Source organism: Drouetiella sp. (assembly GCF_059504425.1).
The window spans coordinates 17,440-34,870 of sequence record NZ_JCACIN010000032.1 but is presented as its reverse complement, the minus strand read 5'-3'; the positions used below and the strand labels follow the sequence as shown (position 1 = coordinate 34,870).

The 17,431-nt window shown below is 48.5% G+C and carries 17 protein-coding genes; 9 read left to right on the top strand and 8 right to left on the bottom strand.

Annotated elements, in window-relative coordinates; all coding sequences use genetic code 11:
* Positions 1–3: 3 nt before the first annotated feature.
* Genes AC5JMP_RS08035 through AC5JMP_RS08025 form a run of 3 tightly spaced genes read right to left on the bottom strand, consistent with a single transcriptional unit; the run spans position 4 to position 1,685 of the window.
* Positions 4–753, bottom strand: a complete 750-nt coding sequence (locus tag AC5JMP_RS08035; protein ID WP_495850927.1) for an SDR family NAD(P)-dependent oxidoreductase — start codon at positions 751–753, stop codon at positions 4–6.
* Between the two features lie 51 nt (positions 754–804).
* The gene (locus tag AC5JMP_RS08030; RefSeq protein ID WP_495850926.1) at positions 805–1,242 is read right to left on the bottom strand and encodes a carboxymuconolactone decarboxylase family protein; all 438 of its coding nucleotides are present in this window, start codon (positions 1,240–1,242) and stop codon (positions 805–807) included.
* Between the two features lie 53 nt (positions 1,243–1,295).
* Positions 1,296–1,685, bottom strand: a complete 390-nt coding sequence (locus AC5JMP_RS08025) for a helix-turn-helix domain-containing protein (RefSeq protein WP_495850925.1) — start codon at positions 1,683–1,685, stop codon at positions 1,296–1,298.
* A 65-nt stretch (positions 1,686–1,750) separates the two neighbouring features.
* Here AC5JMP_RS08025 and AC5JMP_RS08020 point away from each other — a divergent pair, with 65 nt between their 5' ends.
* Together AC5JMP_RS08020 and AC5JMP_RS08015 are read left to right on the top strand one after the other, a co-directional pair.
* On the top strand, positions 1,751–1,876 hold the full coding sequence (locus AC5JMP_RS08020) for a hypothetical protein (protein WP_495850924.1): 126 nt from the start codon (positions 1,751–1,753) through the stop codon (positions 1,874–1,876).
* A gap of 32 nt (positions 1,877–1,908) precedes the next feature.
* Positions 1,909–2,868 (top strand): aldo/keto reductase, encoded by a 960-nt coding sequence (locus AC5JMP_RS08015; protein ID WP_495850952.1) that lies wholly within the window; start codon positions 1,909–1,911, stop codon positions 2,866–2,868.
* Between the two features lie 182 nt (positions 2,869–3,050).
* On the opposite strand, the gene AC5JMP_RS08010 is transcribed toward AC5JMP_RS08015, so the two are convergent.
* Positions 3,051–3,680: a fasciclin domain-containing protein gene (locus AC5JMP_RS08010; RefSeq protein ID WP_495850923.1), complete on the bottom strand. Its 630-nt coding sequence runs from the start codon at positions 3,678–3,680 to the stop codon at positions 3,051–3,053.
* Positions 3,681–3,783: 103 nt separating this feature from the next.
* Entirely contained in the window at positions 3,784–3,993 is a 210-nt protein-coding gene (locus tag AC5JMP_RS08005; protein ID WP_495850922.1) for a hypothetical protein, read from the bottom strand.
* 16 nt (positions 3,994–4,009) lie between these two features.
* Here AC5JMP_RS08005 and AC5JMP_RS08000 point away from each other — a divergent pair, with 16 nt between their 5' ends.
* Positions 4,010–4,801, top strand: a complete 792-nt coding sequence (locus tag AC5JMP_RS08000; protein ID WP_495850921.1) for a hypothetical protein — start codon at positions 4,010–4,012, stop codon at positions 4,799–4,801.
* Positions 4,802–4,851: 50 nt separating this feature from the next.
* On the opposite strand, the gene AC5JMP_RS07995 is transcribed toward AC5JMP_RS08000, so the two are convergent.
* Together AC5JMP_RS07995 and AC5JMP_RS07990 are read right to left on the bottom strand one after the other, a co-directional pair.
* Positions 4,852–5,274, bottom strand: coding sequence for a hypothetical protein (locus AC5JMP_RS07995; RefSeq protein ID WP_495850920.1), 423 nt, complete (start codon positions 5,272–5,274; stop codon positions 4,852–4,854).
* A 23-nt stretch (positions 5,275–5,297) separates the two neighbouring features.
* Positions 5,298–5,726: a hypothetical protein gene (locus AC5JMP_RS07990; protein WP_495850919.1), complete on the bottom strand. Its 429-nt coding sequence runs from the start codon at positions 5,724–5,726 to the stop codon at positions 5,298–5,300.
* Between the two features lie 696 nt (positions 5,727–6,422).
* Between AC5JMP_RS07990 and AC5JMP_RS07985 the strand changes: the two genes are divergently transcribed.
* The 4 genes from AC5JMP_RS07985 to AC5JMP_RS07970 all read left to right on the top strand — a co-directional run bounded on the left by AC5JMP_RS07985 (position 6,423) and on the right by AC5JMP_RS07970 (position 13,183).
* A complete protein-coding gene (locus tag AC5JMP_RS07985; protein WP_495850918.1) occupies positions 6,423–6,851 on the top strand; it encodes a hypothetical protein in 429 nt (142 codons plus the stop codon).
* A gap of 21 nt (positions 6,852–6,872) precedes the next feature.
* On the top strand, positions 6,873–7,001 hold the full coding sequence (locus AC5JMP_RS07980) for a hypothetical protein (RefSeq protein WP_495850917.1): 129 nt from the start codon (positions 6,873–6,875) through the stop codon (positions 6,999–7,001).
* A gap of 66 nt (positions 7,002–7,067) precedes the next feature.
* On the top strand, positions 7,068–7,661 hold the full coding sequence (locus AC5JMP_RS07975) for a DUF2808 domain-containing protein (protein WP_495850916.1): 594 nt from the start codon (positions 7,068–7,070) through the stop codon (positions 7,659–7,661).
* Between the two features lie 428 nt (positions 7,662–8,089).
* The gene (locus AC5JMP_RS07970) at positions 8,090–13,183 is read left to right on the top strand and encodes a thioester reductase domain-containing protein (protein ID WP_495850915.1); all 5,094 of its coding nucleotides are present in this window, start codon (positions 8,090–8,092) and stop codon (positions 13,181–13,183) included.
* Between the two features lie 133 nt (positions 13,184–13,316).
* Here AC5JMP_RS07970 and AC5JMP_RS07965 read toward each other — a convergent pair whose 3' ends face one another.
* Positions 13,317–14,483, bottom strand: a complete 1,167-nt coding sequence (locus AC5JMP_RS07965; RefSeq protein ID WP_495850914.1) for a hypothetical protein — start codon at positions 14,481–14,483, stop codon at positions 13,317–13,319.
* Between the two features lie 368 nt (positions 14,484–14,851).
* Here AC5JMP_RS07965 and AC5JMP_RS07960 point away from each other — a divergent pair, with 368 nt between their 5' ends.
* On the top strand, positions 14,852–15,883 hold the full coding sequence (locus AC5JMP_RS07960) for a glycosyltransferase family 2 protein (RefSeq protein ID WP_495850913.1): 1,032 nt from the start codon (positions 14,852–14,854) through the stop codon (positions 15,881–15,883).
* A 39-nt stretch (positions 15,884–15,922) separates the two neighbouring features.
* Positions 15,923–17,410 carry an NAD(P)/FAD-dependent oxidoreductase gene (locus AC5JMP_RS07955; protein WP_495850912.1) on the top strand — a complete coding sequence of 496 codons (1,488 nt, stop codon included), beginning with the start codon at positions 15,923–15,925 and terminating at the stop codon, positions 17,408–17,410.
* Positions 17,411–17,431 lie beyond the last annotated feature (21 nt).

Genomic DNA, 17,431 nt, shown 5'->3' with positions numbered 1-17,431 from the left:
TATCTACCGCTCTTGCTCAGTTGGGCGAATCAGAATTTCGTTGACATTGACGTGAGAGGGCTGCGTGACGGCATAGACGATCGCTGCTGCAATGTCCTCGCTTTCCAAGTTTTTGACTGAGCCGTAAAAGTTCGCGGTCGTCTCTTTTGCTTTCGGGTCAGTGACATGCTGCGGCAGCTCGGTTGCCACCAGTCCCGGCTCAATAATCGTGACGCGAATGTTGTTTTGATAGACCTCTTTGCGCAAGGATTCAGAGAATGCTCCTACCGCCCATTTAGAGGCGTTATAGACTCCCGATCCTGCGTTAGCAACTCGTCCCGCCACCGATGAAATATTGACAATATGCCCGCTGCCCTGAGCTTTCATTAGCGGTAAAACTTTGTGCGTGGCATACATCAGTCCTAGAACATTGAGGTTGAGCATGCGTCGCCAGTCTTCAGTGTTGGCACCATCGATCATGCCGAGCAGCATCACGCCTGCATTGTTGACGAGAATATCAACCTTGCCAAACTTTGTCTGGGTTTGTTGCACGAGGTCACTGATCTGCGCCTCATCGGATACGTCAGCCGTAATAGACAAAACCTGCCCACCTTTCTCTGTAATCCGCTTCGCTAAATCATTCAGCCGATCGATTCGCCGTGCTGCAATCACAATCGCTGCGCCTTCTGCTGCCAAAGCGATCGCCGTTGCTTCTCCAATACCAGAGGAAGCTCCTGTGACGATCGCTACTTTTCCATTTAACTTACCTGTCATATTCTAAAGTCTCCTTAAAATCATGTATCTTTCTGGTATCGCGATCAGACTTCAATCATGCCGAGGCGCGTGACCGGAAGCATCCCACTCTTGGAAGACTTCCTTTGCAGCTGTAATACCATTCAGCGCTGCTGGAAATCCTGCGTAGACTGCCATTTGCAAAATAACCTCTACTACTTCCTCTTGAGTACAGCCCACGTTCAAAGCGCCATGGATGTGAACCTTAAGCTGTGGCTGAGCATTGCCCAACGCCGTTAGCGCTGCAACAGTGGCAATTTCGCGCGATTTCAAATCCAGTCCTGGGCGGGAGTAGATGTCGCCAAAGGCAAATTCAATGATGTATCGTCCAAGATCGGGAGCAATGTCTTTCAGGCTAGCAATTACCTTTTCTCCTGCGTCTCCGTCGATTTCGGTCAGCTTTTCCCAGCCACGTCTGTAGCGGCTAGGTTCAGACGTGGGTTGCTCAAATTTGGGTTGAAGGGTTGGCATAGGTTTCTCATTGCAACATTTACGTTAACGTTAGTTTTGCGCCAAAAAAATTGCTAATTTTTCGTTTGAGACTCAATCCATTGTTCAATGCGATCGATGTTTGCCTGTAATTCCGCTCGAAACTGCTCTAATCCTGCAAGCTTGTCTTCTGTTTCCTGAAGGTGTGATTTAAGAATTTCAACAATCTTTCGCTTGCCTTGCAACATTGTTAGGTCTTCAAAATAGAGAGGTGCGACGCTGGCAATTTCCTCTAGACTCAGCCCCAATTCCTTCAGGGCATTAATCTTTTGCAGTCTGGCTAATTCGACGTCCGTATAGTAACGAAAGCCCGCTCCTTCCCGCTCGTTTGGACTCAATAAGCCTAAGCTTTCGTAGTACCGAACAGTGCGGGGGGTCACGCCAGCCAGTTTCGCAAATTCTCCGATCCGCATTTGTTGGTTCACATTTGATTTATAGCGCAACTTTAACGTCAACGTCAAGTCTTACTCATGCTTGATGTTATCCAAACATGGCAATCTTTGCGATCGCTTTAGCCCAAGCTGCTTTCTCTCTAGCGATTGATGTTCTGGTGGCTCAATGCCTTCACCATCAAGTAGAGACGATCGCTTTGGATAGATATTTCTGGGGAGATTGACTGAAATAATGGCGAACACAGCAGAGAAACAGATGATAGGAAATATGTCTTCAGAAATGCAGTACCGGATTTTGGGCAATACGGGAGAGAAAGTTTCGGCGATCGGTTTAGGGGGCTGGCACTTGAGCCTAAAACATGTGGACGAGCCGCTAGCGATCCGGATTGTTCGGAGCGCGATCGATCGAGGCATTACTTTCATGGACAACTGCTGGGACTATAACAGCGGCGTTAGCGAGATGCGGATGGGTAAAGCTCTGCGCGATGGCTACCGCGACAAAGTATTCCTGATGACAAAAATTGATGGACGCTCCAAGAAAGAAGCCGCTAGACAGCTCGATGAATCGCTTCTCCGTTTGCAAGTCGATCACATCGACTTGGTTCAGCATCACGAGATCCTTCGATTTGAAGATCCCCATCGCGTTTTTGACGAAGAAGGGTCAAATGCAGCTCTGGTAGAGGCACAAAAAGCGGGCAAGCTCCGGTACATCGGTTTTACCGGGCACAAAGATCCACAGATTCATTTGCATATGCTGGAAGTTGCTGCCAATCATGGCTTTCAGTTTGCTACGGCTCAAATGCCGCTGAATGTGATGGATGCTCACTACCGTAGCTTTGCCAAACTGGTGGTGCCAGAATTGGTCAAGCAGAACATCGGGATTCTGGGCATGAAAAGTATGGCAAACGGTATTCTGCTGAAGTCTGGCACCGTTACGCCGATCGAGTGCTTACACTATGCCCTGAATTTGCCTACGTCAGTCGTGATTACAGGGATAGACAGTATGGAAATCCTGGATCAGGCATTTGAAGCCGTGCGAACATTTCAGCCTATGGATGATCAACAGGTGCGATCGCTCCTAGCAAAAACGGCATCAGCAGGGGCAAGAGGAGAGTTTGAACCGTTCAAGACCTCATCAATTTTTGATGGTACGGCTCAGAATCCAGACTGGCTGGGAGAAGAGCCACAGCGTATTCAGCAATTAATGTCAGCTTAGTTTGAAAAGCTTAGTTTAGAAAAGAGATTATGGCAAACTGAAAGCTGTGGGTAACCTGAAATATTTTTTGGAAGTGCCGCGCGGCACTTCCAAAAAATATTGGGTTCTACCTAATCCACAATTCTAAGTTTTGTCAGTCAATAAACTTTGCCAGCCAATAAATTTTGCCAGCCAATGAGTAGTCATCTTAGATTGTCAGGAATTAAAACCTGATCAACAGCATGAATTACGCCGTTAGTCGCTTCGATGTCTGCCTCAACTATTCTTGCCTCGTTGACATAGAGACGACCTCTACGCTTGGTGATTTTGACCTCGCTCCGTTCTAATGTTCTTACAGAAGCGGGTGGGTTGATTTGACCAGACGTTAGCGGGTTAGCTGAAGAAATGACATGGTATGCCAACACCTTAGACATCAGAGTCCGATCGTCAGACAGTTTTTTCATCACATCAGGAGGAATGGCAGCAAAGGCTGCATCTGTGGGTGCAAAAATTGTGAATCGCCCATAGCCTCTCAGATCTTCTGTCATTCCCAATTCATCTAGAAGCTGGAGGAGGGTTTGGAAAGAACCCTTAGCTGCTGCTGTGTCAATAATGTCCTGTCTCTGGGCTTGAGCGATGGTTAGTCCCGCCTGATGTAGCACTGAGGGCATGAATGAAAGCGAGGCAGAGGTGAGGCGATCGGATTGATGCACTGAAGATTGATGCACTGAATAGGAGTTTGCAAAACCCGGAGCCGCTAGAATTAACCCTACTCCAACCCATCCTGTCATACTAAGCCGTTGAAGCAGTCTTAAAGAAGGGAGTGTTGCCATAACTTTAGAAAATATTTCAATGTGAGGATCTCTTCTATCAGTACCGCAATGGAGTCGAAAAGGCAAATTGATTGGTATCGAAAGGCGAACGATTCAAATTTATTCATAATTTAGCGATCGGGATAAAAAGGGGGGCATTGCTCACACACTGTATATCGCCGATATGCATATCAGCGATCTGCATATCGGCGATCTGTACATTGGCGATATGCAGATCCATAACAGGACAATCTGCTTGAGTTGTGGCAAAATTAAGCCGAGTCAGGTTGTTGAGCTGAGCAAAAGTTTTACTGCCTGGAGAGATTACCGACATAAGGAGCTGTTTTTTGATGCTATCGACAGAACCTATTTCCAGATCTGCGCTGATTACAATCAATGGCGAACCTGCCGTGCCAATTGCACAAATGCCAGACAGCTGGCGACAGATTGCAGCGGGCACCTGGATGACTGAGCCGCGCGTGTATACGGCAATGGCACAGGTATTTCTGGCTAAAAATCAAGGCGGACACATTCTATTTCTAGAGCGTCCCGAAGCTCAGCACCTTAAGTCTGCTTACTGCGAAGGAAATGGACAATTGGCTTGGGAAGCCGTGACTCACTACGGTGAAATGTTCTTGCCTGAGAGCTATCCAAACCTGCAACAGATTCGGAATCAGCCGCAGGCAGAGTTTCAGCAGAGCAATCGTGTGGCACTGCTCAACATTGTTAGCGATTTATTTGATGAACTCGGCTACGACGTGCCTGCCACCTTCTACTGGACATTTCTACATCCTTTACAGCGATCGGATCTATTTGAAGTTCGTTCTTTCCGCTTTAGTGAGCAGGACTTGGCGATCGCCCGTCGGTTTGATGCCATCTTACACGGGGGATATGTTTCCATGCTGCGGCGGCTCATTGACAGCATCTCTAGCCGTCACGGATATTTTATGGAGCATGGCTGTGGTTGCGATAGCCATCTGGCAAAACTCCAGCCCTCTGACTCTCAATTTAACTACGCTATTCCAGCCGAGGCTCGTCGTAAAACCCTACGGGCTTTCTTCTGGAGCATTATGGAGGAGTATATGCTGTTTGAACAGCGATCGGCAACACGATTGGTGTACGCAGATGATCTAGAGTTTTAGAGCCACCCTAAGAGTTATTAATTTCTTAAGAAGTGTCGCTGGGTCACTTCTTAAGAAATTTTCAGAGCTGAAATAAATTCAGAAGGATCGACATCGCCTGCATTTTTATAGATTTGCCAAGAGCTACCATCCCGATGCAGCAAAGATCCTTGTTTGGACACACAAATTGCGACTGAAGCATCCACATTGGGACCTCGAAATAGCGTTGCGGCATCTGCCCTATTTCCACCTAGCCCATATTGATCGCAGGTAATGGTTTCCTCGATCGCAATGAAGGTTTTTCCATGGACTTTACAGTATTGCTGAATGGCAAAAAGTCTGCTCCTAATTTCATCTAAACATTTGCTAGGAGACAAATTTTTTGCATTCTGGAGCGTTTCATTAATTTTCTGCCGCAATTCTCTTTTAATCTGCTCCCGCTGATTCTCAAGTGTCTCTTCAGTCTGGAGATTTTTCTGTTTCAGTAAGGTCATATAACGGCTCCTAAATGAAAAGATTAAGGGCTAACAATGACAGGAAACGTAAGTTCAAAGGGGTGAAAGCTTTCGTCCTTCGATCGTCCTGACAAAACGACTGTATAGGTGCCAGGATTTGGAAAATTCATAGTCGTGCTGATTGCCTGATGCGTTTCCACTAGCACCGTAGAAAGAGGTAAACTCTGAGCGATTACCTGATGACTTGAGTTGTATACTGCAACTTGACAAGCACAATTTCCGGCAGGAATTAAGCTTCCCCCGCGCTGAGTCAGCACAAACCAAGTAGGGCTTGATTGCTTAGCACGGGGCATATCATGCGGCTCTAGGTGCATGGAGGCTCCGACCGTGCTAGCCATCTGTCGATAGGCGATCGAGGGTAGGGCGCCCACCAGCGGAGTTACTGAAATTCCGAGAACAGATAAAATGAAAATCGGCAAAATTCTGTGCATAGAAAGCTCTAGACTTATGGTTTGGGAAACCGCCTGATAGATTCAAATCCTAGGAAGGATTGTTGCCACACTCTTGCGCGGCAACAACTTAGCATGATTTGACAAAAAACTTAGTAACTCGCTCAATCCATCACACTGCACTACATTTTTGTTAGAGCGATGAGTCTCTATGGCGATGAGTTCAAGATTATGAATGTTAAGACTATTGATTAGGAGAAGCTCTGGGATAAGAGCGAACTGATCTTGCACGCCCGGAGAAGCCAGGTTTACTCTAGCAGGTACCTGCATCCGCTAATATAGCAACTTCGATCGCCTGCAACAAGAGCAAATTTAGCCTTTCACCCACAGCTTAACCGAATTCAATCTAATTGGAACACTATCTTTCTCAAATCACTCTAATTATTTCTAAAGCTGAACGCCAGAATTTAATTAGAACCATCTCTTGTTCTAATTAAAATAAGCTGCTAGAATCTCAGTGAGGCGAAAAACCCTGCCATTGACATTCAATTTCAGATTCCAAACGCTCTATCTATCGCGATCGGGTCTTTTTCACTGCACTTTACTGAGAAAGTTAAGTGCTGAGAGCATCTTGAGCGGATGTCTAGAGCCTAGATCGGGTCTAGAGCGTTTTAACACCATCGGGCGATCGCTACATTCTAATCAACTCATCCTGTAAGTTCACATCAGGTAATAATCATGCATCAATATCTTCCCTTGCTTGTGTCTATGGTGCTGGTTCCAGCTAGCGTCCTTATAGACACCTCAGACATGATTTCGCATCAAGACCTAGCTGTAGGAGATCTTCAGGCAACAGTTCATCTTCAGCCGGATGATTCTCCCTATGCTGGACAGCCCAGCCCTACTTGGATTCGTTTGATCCGCTCGGACGGCGAAACTGTTCCCTTAACAGACTGCAACTGTAACTTAGTCGTCTATGATTCCCAAGATCGAGCGATCGCTCGTCCCCAACTAGCTGAAACTCCGGCCGAAGGGCATGAACAGCCTATTGGCACGAGCATTACGTTTCCTACACCAGGAAGCTATCGGCTCGTGTTTGCAGGACAGTCTAGAAGCGAGGCATTCAGGCCCTTTGAGCTAGAAATTCCTGTGACCGTTCGTCCCTAACCTGAATCAAAGGAAACCACGATGACTAAGCTGCGTTACCAGCCCTCATTACAGAACCGAGGACTAACGATCGCCACAGATGTGCTTGTTCATAACGGCTTTAGCAGGCGCAATGTTCGCCGTTTGCCAAGTTCATTGCTGGATATCTAAATCTTGATTAGGCTATCAGACTTTAAAAGCTTCGGCTTGAATCTTTCAAAAAGCAAGAGGTAAATTATGCGGCAAATTAGCTTAGGTTTGACGGTGGCAATTACTAGCGCCCTGCTGGGTTCGTGGGCATATGCTACCGAGTTTTCACTGCCCCATATTCCTGAATTTGACCTGACGGACAGCGACAAAAATTTGTCTAATCCTCACCCTTCCGATTCTTCTGCCTCCAGCTATCAAACTGCTGCTAACACTTTAAGCGGTTCTGTTGTGAGCGATCGCCTTACAGAAGGAGAGAGCTTATATTACTTCACGGTAGTTATGCCAGAGCATTCACAGCAATTCTCAAAGCTATCGTTTAGTGATCTTAATCAAGATGCCTCTACGATTCCAATGAGATTTGATTTGATCAATGCTCAAGCTTTTGCTGGAACCCCTGAAGCAATCGGTCAAGCGATCGCTACTGAGGCGTGGATGGACGAAACCGGAACCTTTTGGATTGAATTTGATCCATCTGTGGCATCAGGCACAATGCTAACCGTTGCCCTAAAGGCACCAAAGCCAACGGCTGGAAAAACCTATGAGTATGGAATTGCAGCTTACACAGCTACAAAAACTCCTACAGCTATATTCGTAGGAAACAGAACTCTGACCACTGATTAATACTCTCAGTCGATCGCAAAGCTTACACTCGATCCCCCCAACTCCTTAAAAAGGGGGCTTCAGAACTCAAAGTCCCCCTTTTTTCTCGCGCAGCGGCGCGATAGCGCGGGAATTCAGGGGGATCAGACACGAGTATTTCTAGCGTGAGCATTGGTTTGCGATCGACTGACTCTGTTTGAAACCTCGACAGGGTTCTGATACAGCATGAGGTATGGTATCAGAACCTTGCTGGAGGTTTCACGGTCTTCTTAGGAGTAAAGCTATTTATTCAGCAATAAGTCGATCGGCAGCGATCAGACTATTTGCGAAAAGTGATTTGATTCCTTTTGATTTCCTTTGGGCACTGTAGAGGTACAAAAGCCTGCCGCACTCGATCGCCCCATTTAGATCGAAGCAGGTGCCTCTACTGCGTTCATTGGAGCCAAATCATGACTGTTTGCCCGTCTCGTTTCCTGGCTACGCCGCGCCAATGGCTAACGATTGCCGACCTGTTGACGCATCGCGCCATGACCCAGCCCGATCAGACTGTCTATGTTTTGCTGGGAGACGGGGAGCAGGAGTCCGATCGCCTGACCTACCAATCTTTGGCGCAGAAGGCTCAGGCAATTGCGGCGAGGTTGCAGACTTTTGCTAAACCAGGCGATCGTGCTCTGCTGCTCTATCCCCCTGGGCTAGACTACATTGCGGCATTCTTTGGCTGTCTTTATGCGGGAGTGGTGGCTGTCCCGGCTTATCCGCCTAGGGCAAATCGCTCTGCCGAGCGAGTCCAGGCGATCGCCCAAGATGCTCAAGCAACCGTTGCTCTGACGACGGTGGGCATTGCGGCAAATGCCACCTGGCTCAAGGAAACGCCAGATTTGGCTGCCCTGCTCTGGCTGACGACGAATGATTGCGATATTTCTGCGGGGCAAATATCTGTTGAAGATAGACGATCCCTCATCCTCGACAGCAACACGCTGGCGTTTTTGCAGTACACCTCCGGCTCGACGGGTACCCCCAAGGGCGTGATGGTGAGCCATGGGAATTTGCTACATAACCTGGAGTTAATTTGCACCTGCTTTGGCAACACGGCCCAGAGTCGAGGCGTAACCTGGCTGCCGCCTTATCATGACATGGGGCTGGTGGGAGGAATTCTTCAGCCGCTCTACGTTGGCGCTTCTACGGTGCTGATGTCCCCCATGGATTTTTTGCGAAAACCGATTAACTGGCTCAGGGCAGTCTCTCACTATCAAGCAACGACCAGCGGCGGCCCTAATTTTGCGTACGATCTGTGTGTACAAAAGATTACGCCAGAACAGCGATCGACGCTTGATTTAAGCCATTGGGAGGTGGCGTTCAACGGAGCGGAACCCGTTCGGGCAGCAGTTTTAGAGCGGTTTGCCGAAGCCTTTGCGGTCTGTGGCTTTCGGCAAGAGGCGTTTTATCCCTGCTATGGGATGGCGGAAACCACGCTGCTGGTTTCAGGAGGTCAAAAGTCTCAGATGCCCGTGATTAAGACGGTGAGCGCGGCGGCGCTATCGCAAAACCAGGTGGTTGCCTCCAACTCAGAGGAAGAGGGGCGATCGCTCGTGGGCTGTGGTCAGGCGGCGCAGAGAGTGGCGATCGTTAATCCAGAGAGTCAAGTTGTCTGTGCTGCTGGACAGGTCGGCGAAATTTGGGTGGCGCAAAATCCTAGCTTGGCGCAAGGCTATTGGCAACAGCCAGAACAAACTCGTCAGATATTCTATGCCGTGACAGCACCCGAAGAGAATCCTGAGGCAACCTCCTATCTGCGAACAGGCGATCTGGGATTTGTCGAGGACGGAGAACTTTTTGTCACCGGACGGCTAAAGGATGTCATTATCGTCCGGGGACAGAATCATTACCCGCAAGATATTGAGTTGACTGTGGAACAGAGCCATGGGTCGCTGCGTAAACCGGGCTGCTGTGCAGCATTTGCGATCGAGGTAGAAGGCGAAGAACGCCTAGTCATTGTGGCAGAGGTAGAGCGACGATACCAAGAGCGCCGTCGGGTGGCAATATCCGCGATCGAGCGATCGGGGGATAGCGTTAACCTGACCGATCGCCGTCAGACTTCTCCAGACGCAGACGGCACGACGCACCAATCTCTCGATGTAGAGCAGGTAGTTAGCCAGATTCGGCAGGCTGTGGCGATCGAGCATGGTTTGCAGGTGCATGGGGTTGTGCTGCTGTCGGCGGGCAGCATTCCCAAGACCTCCAGCGGCAAAATTCAGCGCTATGCTTGCCGCAGCGGATTTTTGAGGGGCAGCTTGGATGTGGTGGCTTCCAGGGAGACAGCCATCCCGGTTCAACAAGTTGCCCAGAAGCTAGAAGTCTTTGAAAACCTGCAAGTCTCTGAGAAACTGGAAGCCTCTGAGAAGTTAAATGACCCTACGCAGTCCCAAGCAGATGATTTAATTCAGTGGCTACGGAATTACGGGGGCGATCGCATCAACTCTTTCTTGATTGACGAGCGGCGCTGTATCCCACCTCATATTGTGCTGGATTTTGGCAACCGGGGGCTGCTGGGAATGCAGGTGCCACAATCCTATGGTGGCATTGCGTTGAGCCATCGCAGCACGCTGCGGATTTTGCAGCAGTTGGGGGCGATCGACTCGACGCTGGCGCTATTTGTTGGCTTAAATAATGTATTGGGGATTCGCCCGATTCTCAACTATGGCTCTGAAGCAATCCGGGAAGAGTTTTTGCCGAAGCTGGCAACAGGACGGGAACTGGCGGCTTTTGCCCTAACGGAGCCAGGAGCCGGGTCTAACCCTCAGGCACTTTCCACACAAGCTGTTGCGGCAGATGGGACAGGCAGCGGGCTACAGCTCTACGGCACCAAAATTTGGAGTGGCTCGGCAGCCTGGGCAGGCGTGATTAATGTGTTTGCTCAACATCTGGATGCCAACGGCAAATCCAGAGGAGTCAGCGCTTTTGCAGTGCGGCAGGGTAGCCCAGGACTGCGGCAGGGTGCCGAGGCGCTGACGATGGGAATGCGCGGCATGGTGCAGAATACGGTGTATCTAGAAGGTGTGCCCGTTGCGTCTGAGCAGATTTTGGGAGAGCCGGGGAATGGTATGGAGGTCGCCCAAGATGCCATGATGTACGGCAGGCTAAGCATTGCGGCGGCTTGTGTCGGCGGTATGAAGCGCTGCGCTCAGCTCATGGTGCGCTATGCCGATCGCCGGATGGTTTCAACAGGGCGGCTATTGAGTAATCCGGTGACGCTGGTGCGGCTGAATGACCTGACGGCAGCCATCGCCACAACAGAAACGCTGGTCAATCAGGTGGCAGAATGGCTCGATCGCGGCGTTATAGTGCCGATCGAAGTCTACACCGCCTGCAAAATTGCGGCTCCGGAGTTTTTCTGGCAAGCCGCTGATAATCTAGTGCAGCTTTTGGGCGGACGGGGCTATATTGAGACGAATATTGCGCCGCAGCTCCTGCGAGATGCCCGAATTCTGCGAATTTTTGAAGGGCCGACTGAAACGCTGAATATGTTCCTGGGATCGCGAGTGGTGCATCAGGGGCAGGGGCTAACTCAGTTCCTGTCGCACAATTTGGGGGCAGCAGATTTGGCGCAGCGCCTTCAGACGATCGCTCAACAGATTCAGCAGCGTGAGGAAACTTGCGGAGAGCGGTTTGGCGATCGCACCACTGCCCAGCGCTGGGCATATGTTTTGATTGGAGAGATTACGACTCAGGTGATTTTGCTGGCATCGGTGCGCTGGGCGTTTGCTCAATCCCGCATTGGATCTGGCGACTCGCTAGGACGAGCGGTAGCATGGGCACAAATCCAGCTAGAGCAGCAGATTGAGCGGGCGGGGCAAATGCCGACAGCGGTGTTTATTGCAGCAGAGCCGTTGAAGCAGACGATCGCTGACTATGGACAGGCGATCGGCGAGGTAGAGCAAACCTTGGCCGATGAAAACCGTGAGCTGGACGAATTGCTGCGCCATATCCCCTGCAAACCTGTCGCGCCTGAACCCATTACATCCCAATCTCAGGCTTCTGATACATCCCAGGCATCTACTAAAACCCAAGAGGCTCTGCAAAACTGGATTATGCAATGGCTGGAGCGCAAGGTCAATATTGCCGTGAGCGAACCCAGTCGATCATTTGCCGAGTATGGCTTAGATTCTGTCACGGCGGTTGAGTTTGCCCATGAGCTTCAGCAGATGACAGCGCCGCTGGAGGTAGAGGCAAATTTGATTTGGCATTTCCCAACGATCGCCGCGCTCTCAACCCATTTGGCAACAGAATTACAAGCGCTAAACCTCCCTTCATCCGATCGTGTAGTTGAAAGGGCGATCGATCTCCATCAAGAGGCAGTTCTGGATATCGAAATTGCTGCCAGCATTGCCGCAAAGCGAGGACAGCTTAATCCTGTAGCGCATCCCAAAGCTATCTTCCTGACCGGATCTACAGGATTTCTGGGCGCATTTCTCCTAGCAGATTTACTGCGCCAAACTCAGGCAACTTGCTATTGCCTGGTGCGTGCTGCCGACATTATTCAAGGAATAGCCCGAATTCAACAAAATCTCGGTAACTATGGTCTGTGGGACGAGAAATTTCAAACCCGAATTGTGCCCATACTAGGAGACTTGGCGCGTCCTCAGTTCGGACTTTGTGATGCCGCCTTCCAGGACTTAGCATTACAAATTGATGTGATTTACCACAGTGCAGCTTTGCTCAACTGGGTATACCCTTATGCAGGACTAAAGACGAGTAACGTTTTGGGTACTCAAGAAGTAATACGTCTTGCCAGTCAGCATACTTTGAAGCCGCTACACTATGTTTCTACCGTGACGGTATTTGAGTCTACCGCCTATGCAGGTCAGCAGGTGATGGAATCCGATCCGGTTGATCACAGTGAAGGGATTTACATGGGCTATTCCCAGAGTAAATGGGTTGCCGAAAAGCTGGTGACGATCGCTCGCGATCAGGGTTTGCCCGTAACGATCTATCGTCCGCCGCTGATTTCGGGAGATAGCCAGACAGGAGCCTGGAATAGTGATGACTTCACCTGTCTCATGATCCGGGGCTGTATTCAGCTCGGCAGTATGCCTGATTTGGACTACCGGATGGACATTGCCCCCGTCAACTATGTGAGTCAGGCGATCGCTCACTTGTCCCAACAGCCGGAATCTTTGGGCAAAGCCTTCCATCTCAACAATCCTCAGCCCTTGCACTGGCGACAATTTGCAGACTGGCTGCAAGACAAAGGCTACACCATGCAAATCTGCTCCTATCAGGACTGGCTTGAGCGGCTGCGGGTACAGACCGAGGATAATCCCTTAGCGCCGCTGCTGCCCTTTTTCCTCAAGCGCTGGTCAACAGAGCAACTCACCATTCCCCAACTTTATCAGCAAGATCAGAAGCCCCAAATTGACTGTAGGGCAACGCTGCAAGCGCTGGAAGAAACGGCGATCGCCTGTGCCCCAGTTGACAGCGCTTTGCTCAGCACCTACTTTGCCTATCTCATACAAACAGGGGCTTTAATGCAATCCGAAGTATAGTTAATTTTCTGCCCACTCTATAAAATCATTCTCCCTTGAGGTTTATGGCAACCGCCAAGGCGGTTAGAACGGGAACATTTAGGGTGGGGCGCTTCGTGCCCCACCCTAAATGTCTTAAGCAAACGGGTGACCGCTATACCTGAAAATTGTTTTCAGATGTTGCATCAAGGCGATCGATCGCCTTGAGATACCAAAATACGACCAGTATCGGTAAGAGATACTTGTCCCATGGGTAAGCTCTCAGCATAATGCCACAGTTCATTAACAGTATCCAAAAGGCAAGATTAGGACGGTAGGCAAAGCGAATTACAGCAATGAGGGCTAGAGCATACAATAGGCACAGTCTAGGAAATTCTACTAACAATAGTTCTAGTCCTCGACTCAGCAACCCGTGAGTATCCAAGGGGGGAAACAGGATGAAGAGAATGATTAAGATAAATGCTAAAAAACAATTTTTTTGGGTGATGAGCTTTTGAACATTCATTTTTCGGCTGAAGAGTAGCCACTCTAACCCTACGAAGTAAAAACCAAGACAGGAGAGAAAGTAGAGGCTACCGCTCAAATCGACTGCCCACGAGCTTTTTTGAATGCCAGGTACTTGAATACTCTCATTTGTGAATGCAGATTGGGGAGCCAGGCCCCCAAAGAGCAAAATCCAACCCAAGATTGAACTTGCGGCAAGCAGTGGAGCGATCCAACTGCGCTCTAACTTGAATCCGCTTCTATGAACTGAGATGAATTCGTGAACAGCAATCGCCAATGGAAATGCCAGCATATACTGACGAGAGGCAATGGCCAAAACAAAAGCAAAACTACTCAGCCAATGGCGCTGCTGCTGATAAAACCAAAAACCAATGAACACAAAAAATGCGCCCATGATATCTGTGTAGAAATAGCCACTTGACCATAGATAGTAAGGAAATAGGAACAGTCCGCCCAATGCCAATAGTGCAGCATAATTACGACTCAGGGCAGCCTGACCAATGAGATAGGTCATGATCAGGGACAGCCCTAAATTCAAAAATCTGCCAGCAAAAATACCGCCCTTGAACACAAACTCAAGAATGCCAAAAATAATAAAGGGCAGGGGAGTATTTAACTCACCATAACTTTTCAATAGCTCCAAACTGGGAATGAGCTGCTGACTAAACCGTAGCGTGGTCTCCCAAAAATGGCTCTCATCCCAGACTGGAGGAAATTGTAGGTAATCTAAAGAAACAAAGAGAGCTAGGTAGAGTAGCCCGATCGCTACTGTGAAAATTGTTTGGGATTTTGAATTTGGAGAGTCCCTTAATTTCATGGTTCCATGTGGTGATAACGACCGAACGCGCTCAGTAAATTTCCATCTTGGCACTGCTGATCTTAAGGTGATTTTTGTGAGAGGGTCGCGGAGTGTTCCCGATCGCAAAATATCTCCTGATTAAGCGATGCTTTTTACTCCTACTACTAAAAGGAGGGTCTCACAGATTTGAGAACTGACTTTATTAAATCTTTATTTCTCAGCTAGAAATTACCGTAGCCTGTGAAGTTTGTGTAAGCTTCAACGTTTTCCTCTGGGTAGTTCAAAAATGCTTTGGAAAGTGAAGAGAGGATAAATTCTCGCATCACAGATCAGGGTTACCGATTTTGAGGCAGTCAGAGGGTTAAATAAGCGGAGAAATCAGCGATATGTCATCTTTACGATTGCCAAACGTGTCTGTTGTGGTACCCGTTCATAACGGAGGTGAAAGTTTTCGTAAATGCTTATCTAGCTTAATCAGTTTTGCGTCTCAAGCAGAGATAATTGTCGTTGCCGATGGTGATACCGATCAGTCTTATCGTTTAGCTGAAGAAGCTGGATTTAGAGTGCTGCGAATTCCAGTTTCTGGAGGACCAGCAAAAGCTCGAAACTTAGGAGCTAAGTCTGCTCAAGGCGACATTCTCTTTTTTGTAGATGCAGATGTGACGATCGCCTCTGACACCCTCGAACAGGTCGTCGCGTTGTTTCACAATAAGCCAGATTTAGCGGCAGCCATTGGTTCTTACGACGATATGCCCGGTGCGCCAAACTTTTTGTCGCAGTACAAAAATCTATTTCACCACTACACTCATCAAACTGGAGCAACGGAAGCCTCTACTTTCTGGGGAGCTTGCGGCGCAATTCGACGCGATATTTTTCTGAAGCTGGGTGGATTTAATGAAAACTATCGTTATCCTTCAGTTGAAGATATTGAGTTAGGCTATCGTTTAAAGCAGGCGGGCTATCGTATTGAGCTGTGCAAAACCCTTCAGGTTAAACATCTCAAATGTTGGAAGCCAGTCAATCTGCTGAGAGCCGAGTTTTTCTACCGTGCATTGCCCTGGACTGAGCTGATTTGGCGCAATCGCCAATTTGTTAACGACCTTAATCTTAAGACCTCTAGCCGCGCTAGTCTGCTGCTCGCCTACGGCTTTTTAGCAGCGCTTCTAGGAACATTCTTCTGGACTGGCGCAGTTGCGATCGCTTTTCTCTTAGCTCTAATTTTTTTATCCATTAACTTTCCCGTTTATCGATTTTTTCAGCAGAAACGGGGTTTGTGGTTCGCCTATCGAACCATCTTTTGGCACTGGCTTTATTTTCTCTACGGCGGTTTAGCATTTGCAATTGGGACAGTCCGCTATTACTGGTTTAGTCGGCATTCAACCCTGAAACCCAAGCTATTAGAAATTTCAGAGTCTTGAAATTTACGCCATTCTGAACCAATCTATCGAGGCAATTGAATGACACGTTATCCTATTGCAATCATCGGTGCAGGTCCGGCTGGACTCACCGCAGGCTATGAGCTTGTAAAACGCGGAATTCAGCCAATTGTACTGGAGAAAGCTGATTTAGTAGGTGGCATCTCCCGAACCGAGATGTATAAAGGCTATCGATTTGATATTGGGGGACATCGCTTTTTTACCAAGGTGCCGCAGGTTGAGCAATTTTGGCATGAAATTCTCGATAAAGAGTTTATTCAAGTGCCTCGTTTGTCGCGCATTTATTATCAGGGAAAGTTCTATGACTATCCGCTTTCACTGTTCAATACGCTGTCAAACTTGGGAGTCTTTAACAGCTTTCTGATTTTGATGAGTTACTTCCAAGCGAAACTCAAAGACAGGCTGAAAATGACTCCTGAGCCAGAAACCTTTGAAGAGTGGGTGGTCAATCGCTTTGGCGATCGCCTCTATCGCACCTTCTTTAAAACCTACACTGAGAAAGTTTGGGGAATTCCCTGTAACCAAATTCGGGCAGACTGGGCGGCACAGCGTATTCAAGGTATGTCCCTCAAGCGCGCCGTGACCAATGCTTTGTTTGGTAGCCAGAATACAAAGAGCCTGATCAAGAAATTCGATTATCCGATTCTAGGGCCAGGAATGATGTGGGAGCGTGCTCAAGAACTGATTGAGGAGAAAGGTGGCACAGTTCAGCTCAATACGGCAGTGACTCGAATTGAGCGATCGGGTAAGCATATCAAGAGCATTACGATCGAGCAGAATGGGGAAATCCAGAAGATTGAAGCCGATCAATTTATCTCCACCATGCCCGTAACAGCGTTGTTACATCGCCTCGATCCGCTGCCGCCGCCTGAAGTTTTAGCAGCAGCAAACGGCTTGAAATACCGCGACTTTCTGATCGTCTCGCTGATTGTGAACCAGGATAATTTATTTCCTGACAACTGGATCTACATTCACAGTCCAGAGTTTAAGGTGGGTCGAATTCAGAACTTCAAAAACTGGAGCGCAGCAATGGTTCCTGAAGCTGGAAAAACCTGTTTGGGAATGGAATATTTTTGCAGCGAGGGAGATGATTTGTGGCAGCGATCGGACGAAGACTTAATTAAGCTGGCAACCCAAGAAGCGATCGCGCTGAATATCGGCGTTCAACCAGGTGATGTTGAAGATGGCACTGTCATTCGGCAATACAAAGCCTACCCAGTTTATGACGGTGAGTATCGTCAGCATTTGCAGGTGATTCAGGACTATCTAGAAACCTTTGAAAACCTGCAAACCGTGGGTAGAAATGGAATGCATCGCTATAACAATCAAGATCACTCCATGCTGACGGCGATGCTTGCGGTGCAGAATATTTTGGGTGAGAAACATGACTTGTGGAATGTGAATGTTGAGCGTTCCTATCACGAGGAGTTTACAAAAGAACAGTGGACAACTTCTAAGCACAAACTCGTTACAGACAAATTGAAGCTTGAAGAATCAACAGTTGTGTGAGATGAGCCGTTTCTCTTGTCA

Excerpts from the sequence above, each read along its gene's own strand:
- AC5JMP_RS08035 (WP_495850927.1), bottom strand. The coding sequence starts at position 753 with ATGACAGGTAAGTTAAATGGAAAAGTAGCGATCGTCACAGGAGCTTCC.
- AC5JMP_RS08030 (WP_495850926.1), bottom strand. The coding sequence starts at position 1,242 with ATGCCAACCCTTCAACCCAAATTTGAGCAACCCACGTCTGAACCTAGC.
- AC5JMP_RS08020 (WP_495850924.1), top strand. The coding sequence starts at position 1,751 with ATGGCAATCTTTGCGATCGCTTTAGCCCAAGCTGCTTTCTCTCTAGCG.
- AC5JMP_RS08015 (WP_495850952.1), top strand. The coding sequence starts at position 1,909 with ATGATAGGAAATATGTCTTCAGAAATGCAGTACCGGATTTTGGGCAAT.
- AC5JMP_RS08010 (WP_495850923.1), bottom strand. The coding sequence starts at position 3,680 with ATGGCAACACTCCCTTCTTTAAGACTGCTTCAACGGCTTAGTATGACA.
- AC5JMP_RS08005 (WP_495850922.1), bottom strand. The coding sequence starts at position 3,993 with ATGTCGGTAATCTCTCCAGGCAGTAAAACTTTTGCTCAGCTCAACAAC.
- AC5JMP_RS08000 (WP_495850921.1), top strand. The coding sequence starts at position 4,010 with ATGCTATCGACAGAACCTATTTCCAGATCTGCGCTGATTACAATCAAT.
- AC5JMP_RS07995 (WP_495850920.1), bottom strand. The coding sequence starts at position 5,274 with ATGACCTTACTGAAACAGAAAAATCTCCAGACTGAAGAGACACTTGAG.
- AC5JMP_RS07990 (WP_495850919.1), bottom strand. The coding sequence starts at position 5,726 with ATGCACAGAATTTTGCCGATTTTCATTTTATCTGTTCTCGGAATTTCA.
- AC5JMP_RS07985 (WP_495850918.1), top strand. The coding sequence starts at position 6,423 with ATGCATCAATATCTTCCCTTGCTTGTGTCTATGGTGCTGGTTCCAGCT.
- AC5JMP_RS07980 (WP_495850917.1), top strand. The coding sequence starts at position 6,873 with ATGACTAAGCTGCGTTACCAGCCCTCATTACAGAACCGAGGACTAACG.
- AC5JMP_RS07975 (WP_495850916.1), top strand. The coding sequence starts at position 7,068 with ATGCGGCAAATTAGCTTAGGTTTGACGGTGGCAATTACTAGCGCCCTG.
- AC5JMP_RS07970 (WP_495850915.1), top strand. The coding sequence starts at position 8,090 with ATGACTGTTTGCCCGTCTCGTTTCCTGGCTACGCCGCGCCAATGGCTA.
- AC5JMP_RS07965 (WP_495850914.1), bottom strand. The coding sequence starts at position 14,483 with ATGAAATTAAGGGACTCTCCAAATTCAAAATCCCAAACAATTTTCACA.
- AC5JMP_RS07960 (WP_495850913.1), top strand. The coding sequence starts at position 14,852 with ATGTCATCTTTACGATTGCCAAACGTGTCTGTTGTGGTACCCGTTCAT.
- AC5JMP_RS07955 (WP_495850912.1), top strand. The coding sequence starts at position 15,923 with ATGACACGTTATCCTATTGCAATCATCGGTGCAGGTCCGGCTGGACTC.